The organism is Microbacterium proteolyticum (assembly GCF_014192415.1).
In the GTDB taxonomy this organism is placed as follows: Bacteria; Actinomycetota; Actinomycetes; order Actinomycetales; family Microbacteriaceae; genus Microbacterium; species Microbacterium proteolyticum.
The window spans coordinates 569517-587899 of the sequence record NZ_JACHXY010000003.1; the positions used below are offsets into that span (position 1 = coordinate 569517).

General features: G+C 69.9%; 19 protein-coding genes. 8 read left to right on the plus strand and 11 right to left on the minus strand.

Going from position 1 to position 18383, the window contains the following annotated elements:
• Positions 1-132: 132 nt before the first annotated feature.
• Positions 133-840 carry a DedA family protein gene (locus FHS07_RS14785; RefSeq protein WP_183420648.1) on the minus strand — a complete coding sequence of 236 codons (708 nt, stop codon included), beginning with the start codon at positions 838-840 and terminating at the stop codon, positions 133-135.
• Positions 841-1004: 164 nt separating this feature from the next.
• Here FHS07_RS14785 and aspS point away from each other — a divergent pair, with 164 nt between their 5' ends.
• Together aspS and FHS07_RS14795 are read left to right on the plus strand one after the other, a co-directional pair.
• On the plus strand, positions 1005-2345 hold the full coding sequence (aspS, locus tag FHS07_RS14790) for an aspartate--tRNA(Asn) ligase (RefSeq protein ID WP_183420649.1): 1341 nt from the start codon (positions 1005-1007) through the stop codon (positions 2343-2345).
• A gap of 127 nt (positions 2346-2472) precedes the next feature.
• On the plus strand, positions 2473-3540 hold the full coding sequence (locus FHS07_RS14795) for an ATP-binding cassette domain-containing protein (protein ID WP_183420650.1): 1068 nt from the start codon (positions 2473-2475) through the stop codon (positions 3538-3540).
• Positions 3541-3643: 103 nt separating this feature from the next.
• Here FHS07_RS14795 and FHS07_RS14800 read toward each other — a convergent pair whose 3' ends face one another.
• The 6 genes from FHS07_RS14800 to FHS07_RS14825 all read right to left on the minus strand — a co-directional run bounded on the left by FHS07_RS14800 (position 3644) and on the right by FHS07_RS14825 (position 5579).
• Positions 3644-3946 carry a Dabb family protein gene (locus FHS07_RS14800; protein ID WP_183420651.1) on the minus strand — a complete coding sequence of 101 codons (303 nt, stop codon included), beginning with the start codon at positions 3944-3946 and terminating at the stop codon, positions 3644-3646.
• Complete coding sequence (locus FHS07_RS14805; RefSeq protein WP_183420652.1) at positions 3943-4221, minus strand: glutaredoxin family protein; 279 nt, start codon at positions 4219-4221, stop codon at positions 3943-3945. Before FHS07_RS14805 ends, FHS07_RS14800 begins: the two co-directional genes overlap by 4 nt.
• 28 nt (positions 4222-4249) lie before the next feature.
• Positions 4250-4543, minus strand: coding sequence for a rhodanese-like domain-containing protein (locus tag FHS07_RS14810; RefSeq protein WP_183420653.1), 294 nt, complete (start codon positions 4541-4543; stop codon positions 4250-4252).
• 114 nt (positions 4544-4657) lie between these two features.
• The gene (locus tag FHS07_RS14815) at positions 4658-4756 is read right to left on the minus strand and encodes a 30S ribosomal protein bS22 (protein ID WP_003792170.1); all 99 of its coding nucleotides are present in this window, start codon (positions 4754-4756) and stop codon (positions 4658-4660) included.
• 82 nt (positions 4757-4838) lie between these two features.
• On the minus strand, positions 4839-5030 hold the full coding sequence (locus FHS07_RS14820; protein WP_183420654.1) for a helix-turn-helix domain-containing protein: 192 nt from the start codon (positions 5028-5030) through the stop codon (positions 4839-4841).
• Between the two features lie 153 nt (positions 5031-5183).
• Positions 5184-5579 carry an ArsR/SmtB family transcription factor gene (locus FHS07_RS14825; RefSeq protein ID WP_183420655.1) on the minus strand — a complete coding sequence of 132 codons (396 nt, stop codon included), beginning with the start codon at positions 5577-5579 and terminating at the stop codon, positions 5184-5186.
• A gap of 68 nt (positions 5580-5647) precedes the next feature.
• Between FHS07_RS14825 and FHS07_RS14830 the strand changes: the two genes are divergently transcribed.
• Together FHS07_RS14830 and FHS07_RS14835 are read left to right on the plus strand one after the other, a co-directional pair.
• Positions 5648-7090: a TrkH family potassium uptake protein gene (locus FHS07_RS14830; RefSeq protein ID WP_183420656.1), complete on the plus strand. Its 1443-nt coding sequence runs from the start codon at positions 5648-5650 to the stop codon at positions 7088-7090.
• Positions 7083-7754: a potassium channel family protein gene (locus FHS07_RS14835; protein WP_055955708.1), complete on the plus strand. Its 672-nt coding sequence runs from the start codon at positions 7083-7085 to the stop codon at positions 7752-7754. Before FHS07_RS14830 ends, FHS07_RS14835 begins: the two co-directional genes overlap by 8 nt.
• Positions 7755-7888: 134 nt before the next feature.
• On the opposite strand, the gene FHS07_RS14840 is transcribed toward FHS07_RS14835, so the two are convergent.
• Both FHS07_RS14840 and proC read right to left on the minus strand, forming a co-directional pair.
• Positions 7889-8176 carry a DUF1905 domain-containing protein gene (locus tag FHS07_RS14840; RefSeq protein WP_183420657.1) on the minus strand — a complete coding sequence of 96 codons (288 nt, stop codon included), beginning with the start codon at positions 8174-8176 and terminating at the stop codon, positions 7889-7891.
• 3 nt (positions 8177-8179) lie between these two features.
• Positions 8180-9025 carry a pyrroline-5-carboxylate reductase gene (proC, locus tag FHS07_RS14845; protein ID WP_183420658.1) on the minus strand — a complete coding sequence of 282 codons (846 nt, stop codon included), beginning with the start codon at positions 9023-9025 and terminating at the stop codon, positions 8180-8182.
• Between the two features lie 211 nt (positions 9026-9236).
• Here proC and FHS07_RS14850 point away from each other — a divergent pair, with 211 nt between their 5' ends.
• Positions 9237-10349: an alpha/beta hydrolase gene (locus FHS07_RS14850; protein ID WP_183420659.1), complete on the plus strand. Its 1113-nt coding sequence runs from the start codon at positions 9237-9239 to the stop codon at positions 10347-10349.
• Between the two features lie 32 nt (positions 10350-10381).
• Positions 10382-11311: a TIGR03560 family F420-dependent LLM class oxidoreductase gene (locus tag FHS07_RS14855; RefSeq protein ID WP_183420660.1), complete on the plus strand. Its 930-nt coding sequence runs from the start codon at positions 10382-10384 to the stop codon at positions 11309-11311.
• 97 nt (positions 11312-11408) lie between these two features.
• Here FHS07_RS14855 and tadA read toward each other — a convergent pair whose 3' ends face one another.
• On the minus strand, positions 11409-11840 hold the full coding sequence (gene tadA, locus FHS07_RS14860; RefSeq protein ID WP_183420809.1) for a tRNA adenosine(34) deaminase TadA: 432 nt from the start codon (positions 11838-11840) through the stop codon (positions 11409-11411).
• A gap of 86 nt (positions 11841-11926) precedes the next feature.
• Between tadA and upp the strand changes: the two genes are divergently transcribed.
• Positions 11927-12559: a uracil phosphoribosyltransferase gene (gene upp, locus FHS07_RS14865; protein ID WP_183420661.1), complete on the plus strand. Its 633-nt coding sequence runs from the start codon at positions 11927-11929 to the stop codon at positions 12557-12559.
• 47 nt (positions 12560-12606) lie between these two features.
• Here the strand turns inward: upp and FHS07_RS14870 are convergent, their stop codons facing one another.
• The gene (locus tag FHS07_RS14870; protein ID WP_183420662.1) at positions 12607-16194 is read right to left on the minus strand and encodes a TM0106 family RecB-like putative nuclease; all 3588 of its coding nucleotides are present in this window, start codon (positions 16192-16194) and stop codon (positions 12607-12609) included.
• 106 nt (positions 16195-16300) lie between these two features.
• Between FHS07_RS14870 and FHS07_RS14875 the strand changes: the two genes are divergently transcribed.
• Positions 16301-18358 (plus strand): NAD(+) synthase, encoded by a 2058-nt coding sequence (locus FHS07_RS14875; protein ID WP_183420663.1) that lies wholly within the window; start codon positions 16301-16303, stop codon positions 18356-18358.
• The last annotated feature ends 25 nt before the right edge of the window (positions 18359-18383 follow it).

Here is an 18383-nt window from a genome sequence, read left to right on the forward strand (position 1 = left end):
CTAGGCGCGGGTTCTGTGGTCTGACTGAGCGGGCGGGCCGGTTGCTTCGACGTGGAGATACCGTGCGACGCGGCCCCCTCGCAGAGTGAGGGAGAGGTACCCGAGCCCGTCGACGAGACCGTGTCCGCGCACTCAGGCGTCGGTACGCGAGGCCGACTCCTGACGCGATGCGAGCAGTGAGCGGATGCGCGCGTACAGGAACCACGTGACGCCGATGGCCACCGCGCCGATGACCACGTACTGCAGGATCGAGGCGTACTCCTCGACGATGTGCCAGTTCTCGCCCAGCAGGTACCCGGAGAGCACGAAGATCGTGTTCCAGATCAGGCTGCCGGCCCCCGTGAGCAGACCGAAGCGCCACATCGGCATCTTCGACACCCCCGCGGGGATGGAGATGAGGCTTCGGAAGATCGGGATCATGCGGCCGAAGAACACCGCCTTGCCACCGTGCCGCTCGAACCACGCCACCGTGCGATCGACGTCTTCGGGGTGCAGCAGCGGCATCTTGGCGGCGAAGGCGCGCAGACGCGCGGCTCCGAGCCATCGGCCGAGGCCGTAGAGCATGAACGCGCCGACGATCGATCCGATCGTCGTCCACAGCAGGGCCTCGAAGAGCGTGAACGAACCGCGGCTGGCGGTCAGCCCCGCCATCGGCAGAACGACTTCACTGGGCAGCGGCGGGAAGAGGTTCTCCAGCGCGATGGCGACGCCCGCGCCCACCGGGCCGATGATCTCCATGAGCGAGACGGTCCAGTCGGCCAGCGACGTCAGCCACGACTGCCCCTCGCCGGAGCCGGAACCGGCTCGAAGGGGAGACAGGGTGAGGGTGGTGTCGGTCATCGGGTGCCTTCGCGCTCGGTGATCGGCCGCCCGAACGGACGCCCCTTTCAGGCTAGAGCCCGTGCGCGCGCGAATCCTGGGGGTTGCCCCCGAGCGAGGCGATGCCGCGATGCCCGCGCCCGAGTCCCCGTGCGGCGCGACCGGCGCACGTAGGATGGTCGATCGTGAGCGAACGAGTCCTGGTCAACCAGCTGAAATCCCTTCCCGCCGGCGCCGTCGAGGTGTCGGGATGGGTCGAAACCGTGCGCGATCAGAAGAAGGTGCAGTTCGTCGTCCTCCGTGACGAGACCGGCGCCGTGCAGCTGGTGAACCCCGCGACGCGCCCCTCGGAAGAGGCGACCGAGCAGGATGCCGCCGCCCTGGCGCTGACCGAGACCGTCGGCGGCCTCGCCACCGGCACGTTCCTGACCGTGCGCGGCGAGCTGAAGCACGACGAGCGCGTCAAGCTCGGCGGGGTCGAGATCAAGGTCGGCGAGCTCGTGATCGCCGCCGCGGCCAACCCCGAGACCCCGATCGCCGCCGACAGCAGCCCCGATAAGCGCATGGACTGGCGCTTCCTCGACCTGCGTCAACGCCGCAACAACCTCATCTTCCGCGTGCAGACCACCCTCGAGCACGCCATGCGCACCTACTGGGTCGAGCGCGACTACATCGAGGTCCACTCCCCCAAGCTCATGGCGTCTCCCTCGGAGTCCAACGCCGAGCTGTTCGAGGTGCCGTACTTCGAAGACAAGACGGCCTATCTCGCGCAGAGCCCGCAGTTCTTCAAGCAGATGGCCCAGGTCGCCGGCTTCGGCAAGATCTTCGAGATCGCCCCCGCCTTCCGCGCCGACCCCTCTTTCACCAGCCGTCACGCGACCGAGTTCACCTCGATCGATGCAGAGATCAGCTGGATCGACTCGCACGAAGACGTCGCGCACATGCAGGAGGAACTGCTGCAGACGGCGTTCCAGGCCGTCGCCGACAAGCACGGCGCCGAGATCCAGGAGCTGTTCGGCGTCGAGGTCCAGGTTCCGTCGCTGCCCTTCCCGCGCATCCCCCTGGCCGAGGCCCGCGAGATCGTCGCAGCCCGCGGATACGACGTCCCCCGCACCGACGGCGATCTCGACCCCGAGGGCGAGCGTCAGATCGCGGCGCACGTGGCCGAGACGTACGGGCACCAGTTCGTTTTCATCACCGACTACCACCCCGAGATCCGCGCTTTCTACCACATGCGCGACGAGGAGACCGGGCTGACGAAGTCGTACGACCTGCTCTTCAACGGCGTCGAGATCACGACGGGCGCCCAGCGCGAGCACCGCGTCGACGTGCTCGTGGAGCAGGCGAAGGAGAAGGGGCTCGACCCCGAGCACCTCGACTTCTACCTCGATTTCTTCCGCTTCGGCGCCCCGCCGCACGGCGGTTTCGGCATGGGCCTCGCCCGTGTGCTCATGCTGCTGCTGGGCGAGTCGTCCATCCGCGAGGTCACCTACCTGTTCCGCGGACCGACCCGCCTGGCCCCGTAAAGCACCGAACGGTGGATGCCGGGGGTTCACCCCCTTCGAAGCACCGACGTCCACGATTCGACCGAGCGACGCCCGGGGTTCACTCCCCGGGCGTTGTCGCGTCATCGGCGACCCCTAACGTGGGCGCATGGTCGCCGTCACGCCCGTGGATCCCGCGGGAACCGGGCGTGCGCCACGCCCCCGGGGCTGGGCGATCGTCTTCCGCGGTGTCAGTCGTGATCGCGCCGGCGTCCGCGTGCTGCACGACATCGACCTCGAGATCGCGGCCGGTCGGATCACGGCGATCGTCGGCCCGTCGGGGTGCGGGGCTTCGACGCTGCTCAGACTCGCCACCGGCGCCGAGCGCTGCGACGCGGGAAGCGTGCAGGTGGAGGGACGCACGGGCGCCGCGGCCCCCCGCCTGCCCGTGGTGGCGGACCGCGCGTCGGTCCCGCGCTTCCGTCACGTGCGCGCGTCGATCGCCGCGGCGGCACGTCTCGCCGGCGTCGTCGATCCCGCTCTCGAGACGGAGCGTCTGTGCGAGCTCGTCGGGCTGGACGCACCGGATGCCACCGTGTCCCGGCTCGCACTCGGCGACCGCCAGCGCTGGGCGGTGGCGCGGGTCCTGGCAACCCGCCCGCGCGCCCTCGTTCTCGACGACGCCCTCGCAGCACTCCACACGACCGCCCGCGCGGAGACGCGGGACCGCCTCGTCCGCGAATTGCGCGAGCGTGGGGTGACGACCCTCTGGGCCACACGCGACACCGCCGAAGGCGCAGCCGTCGCCGACGAGCTCGTCGTGATGGACGAGGGAAGGATCATCGCCCAGGGCTCCCCGGCAGACGTCTACGGTCGCGTCGGAGATGCCGCCGTCGCGGAGGTCCTCGGACCGGTCAGCACGGTGCCGGGAATCGTCGAGGGCGCTCTCGTGGAGGTCTGGGGCCAACGCCTGCCCCTCGCCGGTGCGGCCCACGACGGGCACTGCGAGGTGGTGGTACGGCCCGAGAACGTGGTGCTGGTCGCTGCGGACGCGCCGGGGGTGGACGCCGTCGTCGAGGAGACGACGTTCCTGGGCAGCGTCCGCCGTTCGACCGTTCTGACCGCCGACGGCAGCCGCGTCGTGGTCGAACACCCCGCCGGGCGACTGCTGGACGACGACGCGCGCGTGCGCATCGCTCTCGCGCCCGTGCCGGCGAGCGTCCTCTCCCAGGATTGAGGTCGGCGGCTCACTCGGGCGCCGGAGCGGTGTCGCAGCGCACGGCGGATCCCCGCATCCACTCACGCGGCAGAAATCCCCACGTGCGCTCTCGGGGCAGGGGTCAGAACGGGTAGTCGACGCAGGAACGCTCGGCGACGACGGAGCGGACGAACGCCGCGACCTCTTGGTGGGCCGGGTGCACCTGATACCGCTCGAGGGCGGCGGCGTCGGCGAACTCGCTCACGAGCGCGACGTCCCAGTTCGACTGGGGATTGACGACGTTGCGCCCCACCTCGATGTGGTCGATCTCGGTCACGACCTCGCGGAGGGCGAGGAGCTTGTCAGCGATCTGCTCGGCGTGCAGGGCTCGGGTGTCTGCGTCGTCGGCCGCGAGCTTCCACAGGACGATGTGACGGATGCTCACGAGGAGGCTCCTTCGGAATCTGCCGCGATCAGGGCGGCTCGCAGGCGGTCGGCGGAGACCCGCCAGTGGGCGTGCAGTTCGCCGTCGATGAGCACGACGGGAATCTTCTCCCACCAGACGGCGTGCAGCGCAGCATCATCGGCGATCGAGGCCTGCTCGATCTCGACGCGCTCGGCGACGCTCGCGGGAAGGTCGGCGACGACCGTTTCGACGATCTGCTCGGCCACGTCGCACAGATGGCAATCGGGCTTGCCGATCAGCGTGAGGGTCGTCACACGTCCATCCTAGGAGGGTCGGACGCGGTCACGCCTCGACGGGGTACCCCGCTGCGACCCATTCACCCGTGCCACCCTCGACGTTCGTCACGTCGTGACCACGGGCGACGAGCGCCTCGGTCACGCGCGCCGACCGGCCGCCGACCTGGCAGATCACGTCGAACGGCTCTGCCGGCAGCTCGTCGAGGTGCTCACCCAGGGTCGACATCGGCAGGTTCACCGCGCCGGGCACGTGACCCGCGGCGAACTCGTGCTCTTCACGCACGTCGATCAGGGGACGCTCGCGTCCCGCGTGCAGGTCGTGGACCGTGATGGACTGCATGCTTCTCCTCCTGAAGGGGGGCGAGGCGACGACCAGGATGCCGAAGCGCCGCGAACCCGCGACGGATACACGAAGCGCCCGTCGCATCGGACAGGCGCTCGGTGTGTAGCCGCGTTACTTCTTGTTGCGGCGCTGGTGACGAGTCTTGCGAAGCAGCTTGCGGTGCTTCTTCTTCGCCATGCGCTTACGGCGCTTCTTGATGACAGAACCCACGGAAAACCTCACTAAGTCGGGGTCTGGGTGCCGATTTCGGCCCCCGGGAACAGCAGGCGATGGAAAAAAGCCTCGGATCAGTCTAGCCGACGTCGGACACCGGTCGCTGCACGACCTCGGCGACCGCCGATTCGGGCACACGGTAGCTGCGTCCGAATCGTACCGCGGGCAGCTCGCCGGCGTGCACGAGCCGGTAGACGGTCATCTTCGACACGCGCATGAGATCGGCGACCTCGGCGACCGTCAAGAACCGCACGTCCGGCAGCTCGGCCATCGCTCACCCCTCGTTCCGGGTGGACTCACCCTCTGATGCTGACCACACTCTAGGGTCTGGTCGTGACGGCTGTAAACCGGTGGGCCGGGCGTGACGTGTGTGCATTCCGGATGCCGCACCCGACGACATCCACGGTCGTCGCCCGGAGGCGGATCAACGCCCCGGGAGTTTGCGCAGCGCCGTCGAGAACGAGTGCTTGACCGACGCCGCAGCGCGGCCGACGACCTCGGCGGCATGCACGGCGGACTCCGGGAGAGCCGGCTCGTTCTCTTCATCGATCGAGAAGAACGGCACCAGCCAGTCGTCGACCTCGTCGAGAGGCGCGACCGCGAGGCTGTAGTAGCGGTGCTGGCCCATCTCGCGTACCGAGACCAGTTCGGCCTCCCGCAGCACCTTGAGGTGCTTGGAGACGGTGGGTTGACTGACCCCCAGCGCTGCGACGATCTGCGACACGCTGGTGCCGCGTTCGCCACCGGTCGCCCGGTCCAGGAGCAACTGAAGGATGTCGCGACGCGTGCCGTCAGCGATCACGTCGAAGATGTCCGCCATGGCATCAGATTAGCCAAGCCCTGGCCCGAGTACCATGATTCGGGTTCGGGCACCGAAGGGAGCGGCGCATGGCGGCGACGCCGAACGAGGTGCGATTGCCGGTGCGACTACGTCGCATCGCGTTCACGGCATGGGATCGTCTGCGCAATCTGACGACCGCTTCGCCCGCGCGTTTCGCGGTGTTGGTCTTCGTCACGCTCATCCTGGTGTTCACGGCGCTGTTCTCCCTTCCGGCGGCATCCGCCGACGGTCGGGCCACACCGTTGGCCGATGCGCTGTTCACCGCGGTGTCGACCATCTGCGTGACAGGGCTCTCGACGGTCGACATGTACTCGCACTGGTCACCGCTCGGTCACGCGATCACCTACGTCGGCGTCAACGTCGGCGCCCTGGGAGTGCTCACCCTGGCATCCATCCTCGGCCTGGTGATCTCCAAGCGGCTGGGGCTTCGGGCGAAGCTCATCGCCGCGGGCGACAGCAATCCGTTGCGCGCCCACGGCGGGCCGGTCAACGAGGGTCAGACCGTACGTCTCGGCGAGGTCGGTCAGCTGCTGCGCACGGTCGCGCTGTCGACCCTCGTCATCGAGGCGGGGTTGACCGTGCTCATCTACCCCGCACTCGTGGTCGGCGGAATCGACCCCCTGGTCGCCCTCTGGGAAGCGCCCTACTACGCGGCGATGGCGTTCACGAACACCGGATTCGTCCCGAACGCAGATGGGCTCACCCCCTTCGCGCAGGACTACTTCCTGCTGACGGTGCTGATGCTGGGCGTGTTCCTCGGTTCGATCGGCTTCCCCGTCATCTTCACCCTGTGGCGGCATCATTGGCGCTTCCGGCTGTGGTCGCTGCACACGAAGCTCACACTGATCACCACGGTCATCCTCTTCGTGCTCGGCGCGGGGTTCATCCTGCTCCTGGAATACGACAACCCCCTCACATTCGGGAGCATGGATGCGTGGGACACCACGTTCCAAGCGTTCTTCCTGTCGGCGATGACGAGGTCGGGCGGTTTCAGCGTCATCGACATCGGCGACCTGAACGGCGCGACCCTCATCGTCGGCTCCATGCTCATGTTCGTCGGCGGGGGCTCGGCCTCCACCGCCGGCGGTATCAAGGTCACGACCCTCGCCGTGTTGGCGCTGGCGGTGTTCTCCGAGGCGAAGGGACGCCCGTCCGTTCAGGCCTTCGGCCGGCGCATCCCGAGCGATGTCCAGCGGGTCGCCCTCTCGGTCGTGGCGTGGGGCGCCACGATCGTCGCGATCTCGACGGTCACCATCAGTCGCATCACCGACGCTCCCATCGAGTACGTGCTGTTCGACGTAATCTCCGGCTTCGCGACGGTGGGGCTCTCGACCGGGCTCACGGCGGAGCTGCCCGACCCCGCCGTGTACGTCATGTCGGCGACGATGTTCATGGGGCGCATTGGTACTGTGACTCTCGCCGCGGCGGTCGCCGCGGCCTCTCGCTCGCAGCTCTACGCGCTGCCCGTGGAAAGGCCGATCGTTGGTTGAACGGATTCGCAGCGACGCGCCCGTCCTCGTGATCGGTCTCGGCCGATTCGGCGCGGCGTGCGCGGGAGAGCTCGACCGACTCGACCGCGACGTGCTCGCCGTCGACGGCAATCTCGAGCTCGTGCAGAAGTGGTCGGAGCGCGTCACCCACGCCGTCCAGGCCGACGCCCGCAACATCGACGCGCTCCGCCAGATCGGCGCGCAGGACTTCCAGGTCGCCGTCGTGGCCGTCGGTTCGCTCATCGAAGCGTCGGTGCTCATCACGGCGAACCTCGTCGACCTGAAAGTGCCGCAGATCTGGGCGAAAGCGGTGTCGCAGTCGCACGGCAAGATCCTCGCCCGCGTGGGGGCGAACCACGTCATCTACCCCGAGGCCGAGGCCGGAGAGCGCGTCGCGCACCTCGTGAGCGGGCGGATGCTGGACTTCATCCGCTTCGACGACGACTTCGTGCTCGCCAAGATGTACCCGCCGAAGCTCGTGCGCGGGGTCGGACTGAACGAGTCCGGCGTGCGCTCGAAGTACAACGTCACCGTCGTGGGTGTGAAGAGCCCGGGTCGCCCGTTCCGGTACGCCGAGGCCAACACGGTCGTGACCAACCACGATCTCATCATCGTCTCGGGCACGAACTCCGACATCGAGCGTTTCGCGGCGCTCGACCGCTGACCCCGGCGCTCACCCGCCGCGCGACCGCGCCCGGCGGCCGCCTTCTCTCGCCCCGAGAAACGCTGCCCGCACGGAGAAACGCCTCGACGAGGCGTTCCTGGCTGCAGCAGGCGTTTCTCGCGAGAGGACCCGCTTCAGGCATCGATGTCGAGCACGACCTCGACCTCGTCGTCGACTGCGAGACCCTCGGCATCTTGCAGCGCCTTCTTGACCGGCACGATGTATCCGCCGTCTTTCGGCCAGAGCGCGGTCGTCACGGTCGTCGCACCGATGGTGACGGATGCCGGGACCATGCCCCAGCCGTACGTCACCACGGGCGCGATCTCGGCGATCATCGCCGCCTCGACCGGGGGCACGGTGACGAAGTGGAACGGCGCGGGACCGCGCCAGAACCAGATCTGGCCCGAGAACCGCAGTCGCATGGCTCAGCCCCCGGCGGCCAATTCCTTGGCACGGGTGAGGGCGGCCTCTGCGGCGACGGTGAACGTGTCGTCGAGGCACGCATCTTGCAGGACGGCGATCGCCCGCTCGGTCGTGCCCTTCGGGCTCGTGACGCGACGGCGGAGTTCGGCGGGGTCGACATCGGAGGCGGCCAGCAGGCTCGTCGCGCCGATGAAGGTCTGCTCGGCGAGCAGTCGCGCCTGGTCGTGGTCGAAGCCCATGCGCACGGCGGCCTTGGTGAATTCCTCGACCAGGAGGAAGACGTAGGCCGGGCCGGAACCGGAGATCGTGGAGAGCGCGTCGATCTGCGCCTCGGGCACCTCGACGACCGCCCCCACCGTCTCGAACAGGGCGCGCACGACCGCGACATCGTCGTCGGATGCCGCGGGACCCGCCGCGAGACCCGTGACGCCCTTGCCGACGAGCGACGGGGTGTTGGGCATCGACCGCAGCGTCGCGACGTCGTCGCCGAGATGGCGGGCGAAGGTCTCGAGCGTGACACCGGCAGCGAGGCTCACCACCACCGCGCCGGGTCGGAGGTGCGGGGCGATCTCGGTCAGCAGGTCGGGCACCATCGCGGGCTTGACGCCGACGAGCACGATGTCGGCGGATGCCACGGCGTGGGCGTTCCCGGCCGCCTGCGCTTCGAGGGCGACGCTCGTGACGCCCTCGAGGTCGGCGAGCTCCGCGGCCTTCGCGATCGAGCGGTTGGTCGCGATGACGCCACCACCGGTGAGCCCCGCGGCGACGAGACCGCGGAGGATGGCTCCCCCCATCGAGCCCGCGCCGATGATCGCGATCGGGGGCAGCGAGGTCGTGGTATCCGTCATGCCCTCAGTCTACGAACGACCCCCGACATCCGCCCGGCGGCGTCGTCCGGCGAAAGGCAGTCCGCGGGCACGAACGGGAGCGGCGGCGAGACGTGTTCCGGGCGCGCGTGGGGCGGTGGGGCGGCGCAAGGCTGAGTGCGGCCGCCAGGGGCGCGCGTTAGAGTCGGAACCGGTGTACGGGAGCACCGTTGAGCGACACGGAGGATCTGCCATGACACTCTTCGACGGCATCACCGCACGTCTGGTCGAGACGGACCGGCTCGGTGTCAACGTTCTCGAACGCGCCGGCGACGACCCCGACACGACCGCCGACCACACGGTCGTCTTCGTGCACGGCAACGTCTCCTCGTCGCTGTTCTGGCAGGAGATCATGCAAGACCTGCCGAGCGAGCTGCGTGTGCTCGCGGTGGATCTGCGCGGCTTCGGCCGCACCGAGCACACGCCGATCGACGCCACCCGCGGTGTCCGCGACTTCAGCGACGACCTCCACGCGACGTTGCAGGCCCTCGGAGTCTCCGAGGCGCATCTCGTCGGCTGGTCGATGGGCGGCGGTGTCGTGCTGCAGTACGCACTCGACCACCCGGTGCTCTCGCTCACGTTGCAGTCGCCGGTATCGCCGTACGGCTTCGGCGGCACCCGCCGCGACGGATCACGACTCTCCGACGAAGACGCCGGCACGGGCGCCGGCGCCGCCAATGTCGACTTCGTGCAGCGGCTCATCGATCACGACACCACGGCCGACGCCCCGACGTCTCCGCGCTCGGTCTTCCGTTCCGCGTACGTCGCACCGGGGTACACCGGCGAGCACGAGGACGTCTGGGTCGAGTCGATGCTGTCGACCTCGACGGCGGGCGGCAACTACCCCGGCGATGCCGTCGCCACGGCGACCTGGCCCGGGTTCGCCCCCGGCACGACGGGCGTGCTCAACACCCTGTCCCCGAAGTACTTCGACGTGTCCGGGATCGTCGACCTCGAGGCGAAGCCCCCGATCCTCTGGATCTACGGCACGGCGGATGCCATCGTCTCCGACGCGTCGTTCTCCGACCTGAACCACCTGGGCTCGCTCGGTATCGTGCCGGGCTGGCCCGGAGCCGATGTCGCCCCGGCCCAGCCCATGGTGACGCAGACGCGCGACGTGCTGGCGGCATACGCGGCCGCGGGCGGCGAGGTGACGGAGGTGCCCGTCGACGGCGCCGGACACTCCGTGCACCTCGAGCGGCCCGCGCAGTTCCGCCGGGCACTGCTCACCCACATCGGCTATGTCGGACGCCCCGCCGACCCCGCCCCGCCCACCGAGGCGATCATCCTGCGCTCCGCCGACTGACGCGGCGCCGACCCCCTCCCCCGGAGATCACCGTGGAGTACTGCCTGTTCACCGAGCCCCAGCAGGGGTTCTCGTACGACGACCAGCTCGCCTTCGCGCAGTCCGCCGAGCGGCACGGCCTCGACGGGTTCTTCCGTTCCGACCACTACCTCCGGATGGGCGAGGGCGACCCACGGCCCGGCCCGACCGACGCCTGGACGACGCTGGCCGGTCTCGCCCGGGAGACGTCACGCATCCGCCTCGGCACGCTGGTGTCGTCGGTGACCTACCGCCTGCCCGCGATCCTCGCGATCCAGGTCGCCCAGGTCGACGCGATGTCGGGCGGCCGCGTCGAGCTCGGACTCGGCACCGGCTGGTTCGAACGCGAGCACCTCGCGTACGGCATCCCGTTTCCTGCCAAGAGGTTCGATCTGCTCGAGGAGCAGCTCCAGGTCGTGACGGGGCTCTGGTCCACTCCGGATGCCGAGACCTACTCGTTCCACGGTCAGCACTATCGGTTGGATGAGGCGCCGGCGCTGCCGAATCCGGTGCAGTCTCCCCTGCCTGTGATCGTGGGTGGCGGCGGCCCGAAGCGCACCCCCGCGCTCGCCGCGCGCTACGCGACCGAGTTCAACATCGGCTTCGTCTCCGAAGACGTGGTGGCGGAGAAGTTCGCCGTCGTGCGAGCCGCGTGCGAGGCGATCGGCCGCGACCCGCAGACGCTGAAGCTCTCGGTCGCACTGCCCACGATCGTCGGCCGCGACGACGACGAGATCTCGCGTCGGGCCGAAGCGGTCGGGCAGTCCCGCGGGCAGTTCGACAACGGCGCGAACATCATCGGCACGCCCGAGCAGGTCGCCGAGAAGGTGCACCGGTTGCAGGCGCTCGGCGCCGAGCGTGTGTACTTCCAGCTGCTCGACCTGCGCGACATCGAGCACGCCGATCAGGTCGGCGCGGAGGTGCTGCCACTGCTCCCCCGCTGAGCACGGCTGGTCGAGGCCGCACCCGAACGCTGTCGGTCGGTGCGCGCGTCCTATCGACGCCCCGCGCGGACGACTCCGCGCTTCCCGTCGCTCCTTCTCACCGGCGGTCTTCGAAGAACGCGTGCAGCTGAGCGGCGGCCGTCCGCTCCTCGACTCCGCCGACGACCTCGACCCGGTGCGGCAGACGACGGTCGCGCAGGACGTCGTACATCGATCCGGCCGCCCCCGCCTTGGCATCCCAGGATCCGAACACCACGCGCGGCACTCGCGCTTGCAGGATCGCCCCGGCGCACATCACGCACGGCTCGAGCGTCACGACGAGCGTGCAGTCGGCGAGGTGCCACGACCCGGTCCGGGATGCCGCCTCACGCAACGCCACGATCTCGGCGTGCGCGGTGGGGTCGTTCGTGAGCTCGCGGAGATTTCGTCCCTCCCCCACGATCGACCCGTCGGCATCCAGGACGACGGCGCCCACGGGCACGTCACCGTCCACCGCCGCAGCCGCGGCGAGCGCGAACGCTCGGTGCATCGCGGCGAGGTCACGGGCAGTCGGGGTCACGGGGCTCCGGAAAAAGGGGACGAGGTCGCACGGGGGAAGCCGTTAGCCTTGAGCCTATGCGTGTCCACGTCGCCGACCACCCTCTCATCACCCACAAGCTGACGGTGCTGCGCGACGTGCAGACGTCGTCGCCGGTGTTCCGTCAGCTCACCGAGGAGCTCGTGACGCTGCTCGCGTACGAAGCGACTCGCAACGTGCGCGTCGAGCCGATCGAGATCCAAACCCCGGTGACCACCACCGAGGGGGTGAAGATCAGCGAGCCCCGCCCGATCGTCGTTCCGATCCTGCGCGCCGGTCTCGGCATGCTCGAGGGCATGGTGAAGCTCCTCCCCACCGCCGAGGTCGGATTCCTCGGCATGGTGCGCGACGAGCAGACGTTCGAGCCCACGACCTACGCCGAGCGTCTTCCCGACGACCTCAGCGACCGCCAGTGCTTCGTGCTCGACCCGATGCTGGCCACCGGAGGCTCGCTCGGCGCGGCCATCAACTTCCTCTTCGCCCGCGGGGCGCAGGACGTCACGGCGATCTGCCTGCTGGGTGCCCCTGAGGGCGTCGCCGCGATCGAGAAGCAGGTCGAGGGCCACGACGTCACGCTCGTGCTCGGTGCCGTCGACGAGCGTCTGAACGAGAAGGGCTACATCGTGCCCGGTCTCGGCGACGCCGGCGACCGCCTGTACGGCACCGCCTGATCCCCCGGCGACGTCCGGCCGGCGCGGGTGGCGCGCAGACGGGCCGGTCAGTCCGCTCCCGCGACCAGACGCGCGAACGCGCTCAGCCGCGCGACGCCCTCGGGTGTGCGCGGCAGGTCGTCGAGCAATGCCGGGGAGTAGACGACGTATGCGGCCTGCATCGCGCGTGAGATCGCGACGTTGATGCGGTTGCGCAGCAGGAGGAACTCCAGTCCGCGCGGCGCTTCGCGTCCTGATGACGCGGCCAGCGTGAGGATGGCCACCACGGCCTCCTTGCCCTGGAATCGATCGACCGTGCCGACGGGCACGTCGGCGAACCCCTGGGCGGCGAGCGCCTCTTCCACGGCCGACTGCTGAGCGTTGTACGGCGTGATGACGATGATGTCCTCGGCGCGAAGGGCACGGGGCCGCTGAACGGTGGCGCTGTCGCCCGCGCCACCCTCGGCGCCGATCCATTCACGCCCCACCAGCTGGGTGACGAGGCGCGCGACCTCGGCGGCCTCCTCGACCGAGCACGTGGAATTGCCCGTGTGACGCACCGGAACGACGTGGACGCCGGGTTCGACCCCCTCGAGCCGACGGAGAGCGGTGGACGGATGTGCGGCGAGACGGCCCTCGTACGACAGCTGCGACACCGGCCCGGCGACGGCGGGGTGCATGCGGCGGGTGCGCGCGAGGAAGTATCCGAGTTCAGGCGGGACCACCTCTGCGCCGTCGATGATCCACCCCAACGCCGAGGTGTCGACCGGCTCGGGGTGCGTGCCCTGGCTCACTTGCGGGAGCTGCTGAGGGTCGCCGAGCAGCAGCAGGCGCTGAGCCGCGAGCGAGACGGCGATGGTGGACGCCAGCGAGAACTGCCCCGCCTCGTCGATGACGAGAAGGTCGAGGCTGCCCCGAGGGATGCGCGCCTCGTGGCTGAAGTCCCACGCGGTGCCGCCCACGACGAATCCACCCGCGGCGTTCTCGGCGGTGAAGGCGGCCACACCGTTCTTGGGCAGCACCGTGAACGCGTGCGCGATGCTCGGGTCTTTGGGGGCCTTGCCGACGCGGGATGCCGGGACCCCCGCCGCGATGACCTGGTCGAGCATGTGCTCGATCGTCGCGTGCGACTGGGCGACGACGCCGATGCGGTACCCGCGCTCGGCCACGAGCCGGGCGATGACGTGCGAGCCGACGTACGTCTTACCGGTTCCGGGGGGACCCTGAACGGCCAGATAGCTGTGGTCGAGATCGGCCACACTGCGGGCGATCGCGGTGATCTCGTCGTCGCCCGAGGGGTCGCTCACGGCTGTGTCGGCCACGCGGCCGACCGCGAGGGCGGACACCGGTGCGAGGGCGCCGGAGAGGGTGCGCGGGGGGATGCGTCGGAGGATGTCGGCGGCAGGTCCGTGGGGGATGGTCGGCGCGGCGGTCAGCACGGAGTCGGCCCACGCGTCGATGGCTTTCTGTTGATTACCCGCGCGCGGAGGCGCCGCGGGCGTGAGCGCCAGTGGCAGCTCGTGCCACGTGACACCGTCGGCCGCGATCTCTTCGACGATCGCGCCATCGTCGAGCACCTCACGGACGGTCACGCGACGCGCTCCGTGAATCCATCGCGGACGGGTCTCGATCGGGAACGGGGCGGGCAGGTCGTAGACCGCGAACGGATCGGAATCCACGCTCAGGCGCGTGCCGGGGGCGGGCTCTCCCCGCAGCTCGACGAGTCGACGCTCGGAGCCGCGGCCCGACTCGGCGATGTGCCAGTCGGTCACGACCCGCGAGCGGGCGGGATCCACGACCACCACGTCGCGCGTCTCTTCCCAGACCGACACGGGCTCCCGCAGCCGGAGGAAGTGGGTCGCCCAATAGGTCTTCTCTTCGCGCGGGTAGTAGTCGATCGCCGCGGCGGCGAGGCGCAACGCCGTGGCATCGGGGGTGTCGAGACCGGGTGGCGTCGCGTCGGCGGCCCACCGCTGCAGAGCGGTCGCGCGGGGAGAGGGCTCGTAGGCCTGCTCGTCGGGCTCGGCGCCTCGTGCGGGAACGGCGCCGGACTCTCGCGCGCGGTCGACGAGCCAGTCACGCAGGCGGCGGGTGGAGACGCAGTCGTATCGGTTGTAGTCGGCGAGGTCGTCGAGCACCCTCTGAGCGGCCCCGGCGTCGCCGTCGGCGGCGAGCGCGCGCGCTTCGACGTACTTCACGATCGAGTCGTCGCCGCGCTGGACATCGCTCGTGCGGACCTCGTCGCCCATGTACAGCGGCTCGAGCTTCTTGATCGAATACGAGCGCGATCCCACGCGGAGCGCCCGCCTCACGACCGGGTAGAGGTCGACGAAGACGCCGTCGCGCAGGAGCCGGTCGACGTCGGCCTCGCGTACGCCGTACCGTGCGGCCATCGTCAGAAGGTGCGTCGGCTCGTAGGGGGCGTAGTGGTAGATGTGCATGTCGGGGTACTGCCGACGCCGCAGCGCCACGATGTCGAGGAACCTCTCGAGCGCGGCGCGCTCCTCGTCGAAGGTGTGGGCCCACAGGGCGCCGTAGGTCTCGCGCGTGTCGACCCAGCCGAACAGGTAGTCGATCCCCCAGTGCTCACCGACGCCCTCGGTATAGAGGGGGTCGCCCTCGAAATCGAAGAACAGGTCGCCGTGATCGGGGCGCGGCAGCACCCCGAGCGATTTCGGCGCGACGACCTCGAAGGTCGGGATCGCGTGCGCCGGGTCGTCCTCTGACGGCACGCCCGCAGGACTGTCGAGCTGCAGCCGCGCCTGCGTGCGAAGCGACGCGAACGTGTCGGCGCTCATGGCGGCGGGGGGCTCGGTGGCGACGGCGAGGGCGTCGATCGTGAGGATGCCACCCGCCCGCAGGCGATCGCGCTGCACGGGCCGCATACCCGCGACGAGCAGGAGGTCGCGGTGCCCGACGACCTCGATCTCGCAGGTCGCGCATCGTCCGCAGGCGACGACCCCGAGATCGCCGCGCGCATCACCCCACGCGATGACGGGTCCCGCGGTGCCGAGGCCCACCGCGCGATCGGCGATGAGGGCGCGGAGACGCTCGCGCCGCAGGCCGAACACGGGGAGCAGGTCGTCGACGCGGTGCGTGCTCGTGGAGCCGTCGCCGAGCAGCAGCTGCACCTCGGCGGACCGCGGTACTCCGAGCCGGTCGAGCTGGTCGACGTAGGCGGCGAGCTGCATCAGGGCCGTGACGCGGGCGCGACGGGCGAGTTTGGTGTCTTGCACGATCCACGGCCGTGTGCCGTCGGCGCGGGGCTCGGGCTCGCGCACGAGGAAGTCGGCGAAGCCGACGAACTCGTGGGTCGCGAAGGCCGCCTGATAGACGACCTCGGCCGCGGGGTCCGCGAGGGCAGCGTCGGTGAGCCGCACGGACTCGGCGAGGGCGTCGGCATCGGACGACCGGGCGGCGGGGATCTCGTGCACCGCTGCACCGAGGCGCGCGCGGTACTCGTCGAGGACGCGCAGTTCGTGCGCGGTTCCCAGACGCGCAGCACGTTCGAGCGTGGCGTCCGCCGGGTCGTCGACGGCGGCGATGCGCCCGAGCTTGGCGTCGATGGCGCGCAGCCACGCGAACTCGCACTCGGCCGCGGCCTTGAGGTCGCTGGCGCTCCAGACGATGCGCGCGTCGCGCTCGATGTACCGCATGACCTCAACGCTAACCGCGACCCCCGACATCGCCCGCCGGGCATCCACACCCCCTCCCGGCCGATCCGGCTGCCGCGGTGTCGGAGCGGCCTGCCAGACTGGAGCGGTGATCACCGATCTGCCGTTCGAGAGCGTCTACCGGCACGGGTTCGCGCGCGTGGCCGCGTGCACGATACCCGTCGCGGTCGCCGACCCCGCCACCAACGCCGACGCCGTGCTCGATTCCGCCCGCGCGTGCGATGCCGAGGGCGTCGCGGTCGCGGTGTTCCCCGAGCTCTGCCTCACCGGCTATGCGATCGACGACCTCGTCATGCAGGACCCCCTGCTCGACGCCGTCGAGGCGGCCCTGTCGCGCCTGGTCGCAGCGTCCGCGGATCTGCTTCCGGTGCTGCTGGTGGGCGCGCCGCTCCGGCACGGCAACAGGCTGTTTAACTGCGCCGTGGTCGTTCATCGCGGCCGCATCCTGGGCGTCGTACCCAAGGCCTACCTCCCGACCTACCGCGAGTTCTACGAACAGCGCTGGTACGCCCGCGGCGACGATCAGGCGGGGCAGCACATCCTCGTCGCCGGCCATACGGTGCCGTTCGGACCCGATCTGCTCTTCGACGCCGTCGACGTCCCCGGGCTCGCCCTGCACGCCGAGGTGTGCGAAGACGTCTGGGTGCCGATCCCGCCCTCTTCCGGCGCCGCCCTGGCGGGCGCGACCGTGCTCGCGAACCTGTCGGGCAGTCCCATCACGATCGGTCGCGCCGACGATCGCACCCTGCTCTCGCAGTCGCAGTCCCTGCGCTGCCTCGCGGCGTACGTGTACGCCGCCGCTGGACAGGGCGAGTCGACCAACGACGTCTCGTGGGACGGCCAGACCATGATCTACGAGGGCGGGCAGCTGCTCGCCACGACCGAGCGGTTCCCCGACGGTCCACGCCGCAGCGTGGCCGATGTCGACCTCGATCGCCTCCGGCAGGACCGTATCCGCCAGGGAACCTTCGACGACAACCGCCGTACCACGGCACCCGCGTTCCGCACGGTGCCGTTCGAGCTCGCGCCCCCCGTCGGCGATATCGGCCTGCGCCGAACGCTCGACCGCTTCCCCTTCGTCCCCGACGACCCCGCCCGGCTCGCGCAGGACTGCTACGAGGCGTTCAACATCCAGGTGTCGGGCCTCGTGCAGCGGCTCCGGGCCATCGGCGATCCGAAGCCCGTCCTCGGCGTCAGCGGCGGCCTCGACTCCACCCATGCGCTCCTGGTGATCGCCCGAGCGATGGACCGCATGGGGCGCCCCCGCAGCGACATCCTCACCTACACGCTCCCCGGCTTCGCCACCAGCGAGAAGACCAAGCGCAACGCGATCGCCCTCGCCGAGGCCGTCGGGGCCTCCATCGAAGAGATCGACATCCGTCCGGCGGCATCCGAGATGCTCGCCCGCATGGGGCACCCCTTCGCCTCGGGCGAGCCGGTGCATGACGTCACGTTCGAGAACGTGCAGGCGGGGCTGCGCACCGATTACCTCTTCCGGCTCGCCAACAAGAACGGCGGCATCGTCGTCGGCACGGGCGACCTGTCCGAGATCGCCCTGGGCTGGTCGACCTACGGCGTCGGCGACCAGATGAGCCACTACTCGGTGAACCCGGGCGTACCCAAGACCCTCATCCAGCACGTCATCCGGTGGGTCATCTCCGCGGGCGAGCTGAGTGCGGCCACCATCGAGGTGCTGCAGGCCGTGCTCGACACCGAGATCAGCCCCGAGCTGGTGCCCGCCGGTCAAGACGGACGCATGCAGTCGACCGAAGACCGCATCGGTCCCTACAACCTGCACGACTTCACGCTCTACCACGTGCTGCGCTTCGGCTTCCGTCCCTCGAAGATCGCCTTCCTCGCCGCCCACGCCTGGTCGGATCCGGATGCCGGGACCTGGCCCCCGGGTTACCCCAAGGGTGAACGACCGTCCTACGACCTCGTCACGGTGGCGAAGTGGCTCGAGGTGTTCCTGCAGCGGTTCTTCGGCTTCGCACAGTTCAAACGCACGGCGATCCCCAACGGACCGAAGGTCTCGCCGGCGGGTTCGCTGTCGCCACGCGGCGATTGGCGCGCGCCGTCCGACGGGAACGCCCGCGTGTGGCTCGCCGACCTGCGCGCAGCGGTACCGGAGGCGTTCGTGGAGTGAGCCGGCGCGACGGGGCCCTCAGCCG

Bases quoted from the DNA above. Each gene is read 5' to 3' on its own strand.
- FHS07_RS14785 (WP_183420648.1), bottom strand. From the start codon at position 840: ATGACCGACACCACCCTCACCCTGTCTCCCCTTCGAGCCGGTTCCGGC.
- FHS07_RS14795 (WP_183420650.1), top strand. From the start codon at position 2,473: ATGGTCGCCGTCACGCCCGTGGATCCCGCGGGAACCGGGCGTGCGCCA.
- FHS07_RS14810 (WP_183420653.1), bottom strand. From the start codon at position 4,543: ATGCAGTCCATCACGGTCCACGACCTGCACGCGGGACGCGAGCGTCCC.
- FHS07_RS14820 (WP_183420654.1), bottom strand. From the start codon at position 5,030: ATGGCCGAGCTGCCGGACGTGCGGTTCTTGACGGTCGCCGAGGTCGCC.
- FHS07_RS14825 (WP_183420655.1), bottom strand. From the start codon at position 5,579: ATGGCGGACATCTTCGACGTGATCGCTGACGGCACGCGTCGCGACATC.
- FHS07_RS14830 (WP_183420656.1), top strand. From the start codon at position 5,648: ATGGCGGCGACGCCGAACGAGGTGCGATTGCCGGTGCGACTACGTCGC.
- FHS07_RS14840 (WP_183420657.1), bottom strand. From the start codon at position 8,176: ATGCGACTGCGGTTCTCGGGCCAGATCTGGTTCTGGCGCGGTCCCGCG.
- proC (WP_183420658.1), bottom strand. From the start codon at position 9,025: ATGACGGATACCACGACCTCGCTGCCCCCGATCGCGATCATCGGCGCG.
- FHS07_RS14850 (WP_183420659.1), top strand. From the start codon at position 9,237: ATGACACTCTTCGACGGCATCACCGCACGTCTGGTCGAGACGGACCGG.
- tadA (WP_183420809.1), bottom strand. From the start codon at position 11,840: ATGCACCGAGCGTTCGCGCTCGCCGCGGCTGCGGCGGTGGACGGTGAC.
- upp (WP_183420661.1), top strand. From the start codon at position 11,927: ATGCGTGTCCACGTCGCCGACCACCCTCTCATCACCCACAAGCTGACG.
- FHS07_RS14870 (WP_183420662.1), bottom strand. From the start codon at position 16,194: ATGCGGTACATCGAGCGCGACGCGCGCATCGTCTGGAGCGCCAGCGAC.